This window comes from Anaerophaga thermohalophila str. Valhall (assembly GCF_000250735.1).
Lineage (GTDB): Bacteria > Bacteroidota > Bacteroidia > Bacteroidales > Marinilabiliaceae > Anaerophaga > Anaerophaga thermohalophila_A.
This window is the reverse complement of sequence record NZ_AHZV01000332.1, coordinates 1-6001: the sequence shown is the minus strand read 5'-3', so window position 1 is coordinate 6001 and position 6001 is coordinate 1. Positions and strand designations below refer to the sequence as shown.

4 protein-coding genes are annotated in these 6001 nt (G+C 37.9%); all 4 read right to left on the bottom strand.

Translation table 11 applies throughout. The features are described 5' to 3' along the window. Positions 1-784: 784 nt before the first annotated feature. The 4 genes from OQ5_RS0117080 to OQ5_RS0117065 are packed head-to-tail and all read right to left on the bottom strand — an operon-like array spanning position 785 to position 5753. Complete coding sequence (locus tag OQ5_RS0117080) at positions 785-2044, bottom strand: restriction endonuclease subunit S (RefSeq protein WP_016778648.1); 1260 nt, start codon at positions 2042-2044, stop codon at positions 785-787. A 25-nt stretch (positions 2045-2069) separates the two neighbouring features. Further along, complete coding sequence (locus OQ5_RS21475) at positions 2070-2519, bottom strand: GxxExxY protein (protein ID WP_016778647.1); 450 nt, start codon at positions 2517-2519, stop codon at positions 2070-2072. A 41-nt stretch (positions 2520-2560) separates the two neighbouring features. Next, positions 2561-5563 carry a type I restriction endonuclease subunit R gene (locus OQ5_RS0117070; protein WP_016778646.1) on the bottom strand — a complete coding sequence of 1001 codons (3003 nt, stop codon included), beginning with the start codon at positions 5561-5563 and terminating at the stop codon, positions 2561-2563. After that, entirely contained in the window at positions 5556-5753 is a 198-nt protein-coding gene (locus OQ5_RS0117065; protein WP_016778645.1) for a helix-turn-helix domain-containing protein, read from the bottom strand. Before OQ5_RS0117065 ends, OQ5_RS0117070 begins: the two co-directional genes overlap by 8 nt. Positions 5754-6001: the final 248 nt, after the last annotated feature.

The following is a 6001-nucleotide window of genomic DNA, read 5'->3' as shown; positions in this document are numbered from 1 at the left end:
TATGTTTAAATTCATACATTTTTTCTACGAAGATTTCAGGGCTAACGCCCCTTTGATTATATCATTCGTTATTCAATTACGAAGATTACCGGGCTACGCCTCTTTGTTTATATCGTCCATTCTATTACAAAGATTACCGGGCTACGCCCCTATGTTTAAATTCATACATTTTTTCTACGAAGATTATCGGGCTACGCCCCTTTGGGTTATATCATTCGTTATTCAATTACGAAGATTACCGGGCTACGCCTCTTTGTTTATATCGTCCATTCTATTACAAAGATTTCAGGGCTAACGCCCCTTTGTTTATATCATTCGTTATTCAATTACGAAGATTATCGGGCTACGCCCCTTTGTTTATATCGTCCATTATTCTATTACAAAGATTACCGGGCTACGCCCCTATGTTTAAATTCATACATTTTTTCTACGAAGATTTCAGGGCTAACGCCCCTTTGTTTATATCGTCCATTCTATTACGAAGATTACGGGGCTAACGCCCCTTTGTTTATATCTTCCGGTATTCTATTACGAAAATTGAGGGGCTACCGCCCTTTTTAGGTCCTGGTTGGTTTATTGTTTTTGTCAGGGTGGACCAACACCCCTTTCATTTGTTTGTGTAGTTTCTTTTACAAAAATTTTTAAGCTGCGATCAAATATACTTTTGTCAACAAAAATCAGGGGCGTAGCCCTGATCTCTTCGTAGCATAAATTGGGTGTGAGACAATTCAGGGGCGTTAGCCCTGATATCTCCTTTATATTATTGATTTATTCAAATTCATCATTATTTAATCATTTTTGGAAACAGCCGCTGCATTAAGCCCTTTTTATGCTGTTGTAATTGCTCTATTTTGTCCGTTTGTGCCTTGATTAACTCATCCAATGCCGAAAGACAGGATGCTATTTTTTGTTGTTCTTTTGGATTTGGTATTCTAATTGAATATTTCAGCATTGTGTCTTTATCTCCACGCGGCATTTTTACACCTTTTGCACTTTGCATCACATAATTAATGAAGGCATCGTTTTTTAAAACGAACTCTAAAAACTGACTTATTACTTTTGAGCCAGAACGAAATACAAGCACATCATTAGAAACACCACCTTGTCTGTCAGATTTCCAAACTTTTTTTAGATATGGGCGAATGTTAGACATTAAAACATCATCTTCAATGAATTTTGTAACTCTATAGGTTGTTGGGAGTTTTGTTGCCTTTTTAACTCCTGAATAATCAGGAAGCATATTGTCAGTACTGATGTAGTTGTCCAAAGTTAATTTCTCACTATCAATCTTATCGTTCACAAAAACTGAGACTTCTTCATCTCCCAATTTTTTCTCCACCCACTCCCCATCCTTCTCAAATTCCGGAAAACGTAACTTCGGCACTTTCTCGCCTTTTTGCGGAAAAAGGTTTTGCATCAGTCCTTTTTTATGTTCCTTTAGGGCTTCCAGCTTTTCGTTATGGGCGGCTATCAGCTCATCAAGAGAAGAAAGGCAGGAGGCGATTTTTTGTTGTTCTTGGGGTTTAGGTACTGGTAACTTTAAATCTAAAAACGCACCTTTCGATAGGTTATATCTAATAGCGCCTTGTGCTATTGCGTTAACTGATTTTCTATAAATCGAACTGTGAAATAAGTACCGCGAAAAATTTGGTTTAAGCTCATCTAAATTAAATGGTCTAAGTATAAAGCAAAAACTGTTCAAGTAAATGGGTTCATTTGGTTGCTCTATTAATACTGATGCAAACCCAACCTCATTTGCAGTTTCTGAAGAAGTTGTAAATAAAATATCACCCTTTTGAAGTTCATTTTGATTTTCATTATCATCAATGCTTACTTTTCCACATTCTGAGAAATCTATAAATGATCTGTCAAACACTTGCTTATATTGAACATAGGGTTTTCCAGTCCCAAAATCCTCTGCTTTTTTCCCGGTTAATCCATTTACAGTTTTGCCTAATTGAGATATAGCTTTCTCTTCCCACTCCCCATCCTCTACAAACTCAGGAAACCTCAACTCCGGTATTAATTTTTTCTTCTTATTCATTTGTCTGAACCTTGATTTTTGGGATTCACTTGATTACTTGATTACTTGATTTATTTGGATTAGGGAAATCATGGTTGTCCTTTAACCCTTTCAAATTATGGTTCAAGACTTTATTGTTGTGAACTCTTTTAAACTGAAGGCTTTTTGCTCCAAAATTTATCAGTAGTCCTATTTCTAAGTTATATGCTTCAACATAGTTCATTGCTTGAGCCAGGTGAACATCTTCTAAATTGATGATGGCTTTGATTTCAACCATAATTTTATCTTCCACGAAGAAATCCACTCGTCTTGTGCCTATATCATAACCTTTGTATTGCAATGACATTTCTTGTTCTCGTATAAAATTGATGTTCTGTATCTGCATTTCAATGGCTAAGGCTCTCTGGTACACTACTTCCTGGAACCCGTTTCCAAGATGCTTGTGGACTTCCATTGCTGCACCAATTATTTTATGTGTAAGTTCTTGTTCTTTCATAAACAAGTAATCCAATAATCCTTTTTAATCATGGTTCAAGACTATTCATAAGCTGCCAAACCACTAATTTCCCGCCCCTGGGCTAATTTTTTCAGCAAGGGCATTAGGTCGCCCATCAATTCTGTTTCTGCTTTACTTCTTTGCTTCCAACCAAGTTCTAATGGTTCAAGCAAGTCGGTAAGCTGTTCACCGTCAAAAATCATACGGTTCATTATTTTCTCCACAAATTTTTTCAGGTCTGCTGTTTGTAAACCGTGTTTATTAGCTATGTCGGCCAGTTCTTTATTGTATTTGTCTATTTTAAAGGTTTCATAGCCTTTTCGCAGGTTATCGACATTTTGACCGCTGTTCCAGTCGAGGCTGTTGATATAGTCTGTCAGGTCATCTTCTTCATCCATCAGGTTGGCGTTGGATTTCAGCAAACTGATTACCTGTGCCTTTGTCATTTTCTGTTTGGCAGGTTTTTGCTGGGTGCTTTCGGCAATCAGGTTCATGATGTAATCGTAATCAATTACCGCAGATGCAAACAATACAAATTCAAAGTCCAGTTGTTGTATTTCATCCGGCGCATTTTCACCCTCTTTTTGCTGAATTTTTCGTAGTTGTTTTGCAGTTTCCAGGTAGGAGCTTTTGAATTCAAGCAATTTTTCAGCCGGAAGTATGGATTCAATCTTTTCTTTTTGCGCTTCGTCTAAATCCGTGTATTGATCCAGCTGTGTTTTGAGCCGCTGTACTTCCTTAAAGTTTTTTATAAAAGTAATCTTTGCAGCATCCCCGTGCAGGTTGTACACCTCTTGTGGTTCATTTACCAAATTATGTTCCTGCATAAACACGCCCAAAGCTTCCACCGCCTTTTGGTATTGTTCAATGACTACCGGAGCAGGGTCAACCATCCAAATTTCTTGGGCTCTTCCGCCGTCTTCTCCTGAAAACAAAGTAATTGCCTGGTTCACGGCATCCTGTTGCGAACGGAAATCCATAATATTCCCATACGGTTTTGTATCATTCAGCACACGGTTGGTTCGCGAAAGTGCCTGAATCAAACCATGATGCTTCAGGTTTTTATCCACGTACAGGGTATTAAGAAATTTAGAATCAAACCCTGTAAGAAGCATATCTACCACAATGGTTATGTCGATCTTATTTTTATGTGGATAGTCCTTATTGCTGAATCTTTGGTCTTTAATGCGCCGTTGCAAGTCCTGATAATACAAATCAAATTCGTTAACAGAATGATTCGTGCCAAATTGTTGGTTGTAGTCAGCAATAATTTCAGTTAAAGCTTTCTTTTTCTCTTCCGGATTTTGTTTGTTGTCTTCTTTTTCCTGTGCTAAATCCTCTTGAAGTTGTTTAATGTCGGCCGCGTTTTTTTGGCTTTGCTGGTCTCCGTTTTTGGCAAGTAGCTGGGCAGGCGGTGAAAACACACAAGCAATATTCAGTGGAACATAATCGGGGTTTTCTTCTTGCTTTTTCTTTTGAAGTTCTTTGAAAAGCCGATAGTATTCAATGGCATTATTGATGGAAGCGGTTGCCAGAAGCGCATTAAATTTCCGTTGATTGGTAGCAGAATTGTGTTTGTCAATGATTGCTTCCACAACCGCTTGCTGTGCAATAGCTTCTCCGGGTTTAGCATTTACTGTGCCTTCGCCTTTATAGTAATCGATATGAAAGCGCAGCACATTTTTGTCGTCTATGGCATGGGTAATGGTGTAAGCGTGTAATTGTTTTTCGAAAATTGATTCGGTGGTTTTATAGGTTTCGTATTGGTCTTCACGGATTTTGTAAGTTGCATTTTCATCAAAGATAGGTGTCCCAGTAAAACCAAAGAGTTGAGCATTCGGAAAGAACTCTTTTATTGCTTTATGATTTTCACCAAATTGTGAACGATGGCACTCGTCAAAGATGAAAACAACTCTTTTATTGCTCAATGGCTCTAAACGCTCTTTGAAGTTTCTTTTGTAGGTGCCATCTAATGCCAATCCCAGTTTTTGAATGGTGGTAACAATAACCTTGTCTGCATAATCTGTAGAAAGTAAACGCTTTACCAAAGTTTCGGTATTGGTATTTTCCTCTACACTGCCTTCCTGAAATTTATTGAACTCTTCCCGGGTTTGGCGGTCAAGGTCTTTACGGTCAACCACAAAAAGACATTTTTCAATATCAGGATTATCTTTCAAAAGGGTAGATGCTTTAAAAGAAGTCAGCGTTTTGCCGCTACCGGTGGTATGCCAGATAAATCCGTTTCCGCGGTTTTGGTGAATGCAGTCCACTATTGCTTTTACTGCATAAATTTGGTACGGTCGCATTACCAACAATTTCTGTTCGCTTTCTACCAGCACCATATACTTGCTAATCATTTCGCCAAGTGTGCACTTTTTTAAGAATTTTTCAGCAAATAAATCAAGGTGAGTAATTTTTTTATTTCGCTCATCCGCTAATTGATATATTGGTAAAAACTGTTCATCTGCATTAAACTGAAAATGGATATTCTTGTTGTTTGCAAAATAATACGTGTTACTGCGGTTGCTCACAATGAATAACTGCATAAAACACATGAGCGAATTACCATAACCATTCCCGGGTTCGTTTTTATAATCCACAATTTGTTGCATGGCTTTGCGTGGCGAAATGTCCAGTTTCTTCAGTTCTATCTGAACCACAGGCAAACCATTAATCAGTAGAATAATGTCATATCGTTGAAGGCTGTTTTCTGTATTGATTCGTAGTTGGCTTACGACTTCATATTCATTTTTACACCAGTCTTTAATGTTTACCAGAGTATAATGCAATGGAGTCCCGTCTTCTCGTTGAAAATATTGTCTTTCACGTAAAAATTTTGAAGCAAGGAAAACATCAGGGTTAATGATTTCCTCTCTTAAACGTAAAAATTCGCTATCTGTGAGTCGAACACGGTTCAACGCTTCAAATTTGGCTTTGAAGTTCTGTTCAAGTGTTTTTCTATCAACAATATCTGGACGGTGGATGTATTTCAGCTCTTCCAGTTGTTTGATAAGATTGTCCTCTATTTGATTTTCTTTAGTCATTTAATTCTTCTTTCAATAAATCCTTTGGATTGACATCCAATATTTTAGCAATCTCGTAAAGCACCTCAAGCCGGGGTTGTTGTCTGTTTTGTGCATAGGAGTTAACCATATTGTAACTTTTTCCCAACTTCTCAGCCAACCAGGTTTGTTTGATGCCTTTTTCATCAAGCACTTCTTTAATTCGATTCATTTCTGTCAAATTATTTTCGCTAAAATACAAATTTATCTCAAAATATAAGATATAATTATCAAGTAGTTCTGTGTGCACTGCCAAGATTGCACTCTTTGGCAAAGATTTGGTCCTGGTGAAGGCTTGTAGGTATTTGGGTACGCGTCATTACCCGTCGTTGACAGGGCGGATGGGAATGCAAAGCGTCTTACACCCTTGCAAGAGCCCGGAAAATGTTTTGACAGTCGTCCTTTACGCCAGCATGAGCC

Excerpts from the sequence above, each read along its gene's own strand:
- OQ5_RS0117080 (WP_016778648.1), bottom strand. The coding sequence starts at position 2,044 with ATGAATAAGAAGAAAAAATTAATACCGGAGTTGAGGTTTCCTGAGTTT.
- OQ5_RS21475 (WP_016778647.1), bottom strand. The coding sequence starts at position 2,519 with ATGAAAGAACAAGAACTTACACATAAAATAATTGGTGCAGCAATGGAA.
- OQ5_RS0117070 (WP_016778646.1), bottom strand. The coding sequence starts at position 5,563 with ATGACTAAAGAAAATCAAATAGAGGACAATCTTATCAAACAACTGGAA.
- OQ5_RS0117065 (WP_016778645.1), bottom strand. The coding sequence starts at position 5,753 with ATGAATCGAATTAAAGAAGTGCTTGATGAAAAAGGCATCAAACAAACC.